General features: G+C 64.6%; 1 protein-coding gene. It reads right to left on the reverse strand.

From position 1 onward, the window contains the following. Positions 1 to 52 precede the first annotated feature (52 nt). Positions 53 to 1036 (reverse strand): aldo/keto reductase, encoded by a 984-nt coding sequence (locus K728_RS0104940; RefSeq protein ID WP_024476027.1) that lies wholly within the window; start codon positions 1034 to 1036, stop codon positions 53 to 55. Positions 1037 to 1067: the final 31 nt, after the last annotated feature.

The raw sequence follows: 1067 nt of genomic DNA on the forward strand, positions 1-1067 counted from the left end.
GAGCCGTCGTCGTCGGTCGATCAGGTCTCCGACCAAAGGGCCGGTGTGCCGTTTACCAGCGGGGGTGGATCGCTTCACGGAAGTGGCGGTCGTAGATATCACGGACGCCGTCGTTCAACCGGGCCCCAAGATCCCCGGTGTCCGCTGCTGCTGCGTTGGCGCGCGCCTGCTCCACGGTGCGGGCGCCGGGGATGACGGTGCTGACGCCGTCCTGCGCCACAATCCAGGCGATCGCGGCCTGGGCGGTGGTCACGCCGTCAGGAACCAAACCCTCGAACTCCTTGACGGCCGTCAAACCGGTATTGAAGTCAACGCCCGAGAAGGTCTCTCCGACGTCGAACGCTGAACCGCTGATGTTGTAGTTCCGGTGGTCGTTCTCGGCGAACGTCGTGTCCTTTGAATACTTGCCGGAGAGCAGCCCCGAGGCGAGCGGAACCCTCACGATGATTCCGACGCCAGCCTCCTTGGCCGCGGGCAGCACCTCGTCCAGTGGCTTTAGGCGGAAGGCGTTGAGGATGATCTGGATGGTCGCAATGTTGCCGTGTTTGAGGGCGGCCAGGGCCTCATCAGTGCGTTCGACGCTGACCCCGTAGTTGCGGATGGCGCCTTCGCTGACCAGCGTGTCGAGGGCGTCGTAGACCTCGGCGTCGGAATAAACCGACGACGGCGGGCAGTGCAGCTGCACCAGGTCGAGAGTGTCCACACGGAGGTTGGTGCGGGACCGGTCGATCCACTGGCGGAAGTTTGCCAGCGTGTAGTTCTCCGGCTTCTGCTCCACCCTGCGGCCCATCTTGGTGGCGACGGTGATGTCCATGCCGGGGTTATCCGCCAGGAAGGCGCCGATGGTCTGTTCGCTGCGGCCATCGCCGTACACGTCGGCGGTGTCGAAGAAGGTGATGCCGGAATCGACGGCGGCGTGGAGGATGGCTGTGGCATCGTTGAGGTCTACGTCTCCCCAGTCGGCGCCGAGCTGCCAGGTGCCCAGCCCTACGGTCGAAACGGAGCGTGCGGTCTTACCAAGAGTTCGTTGTTCCATCCACTGACTCTAGCCAGCCGAGCGGCTGGCG

The sequence above is a fragment of the Arthrobacter sp. CAL618 genome, assembly GCF_000468215.1.
Classification (GTDB): domain Bacteria; phylum Actinomycetota; class Actinomycetes; order Actinomycetales; family Micrococcaceae; genus Arthrobacter_D.

Coding starts and splice junctions, on each gene's coding strand:
- K728_RS0104940 (WP_024476027.1), bottom strand. CDS start 1,036: ATGGAACAACGAACTCTTGGTAAGACCGCACGCTCCGTTTCGACCGTA.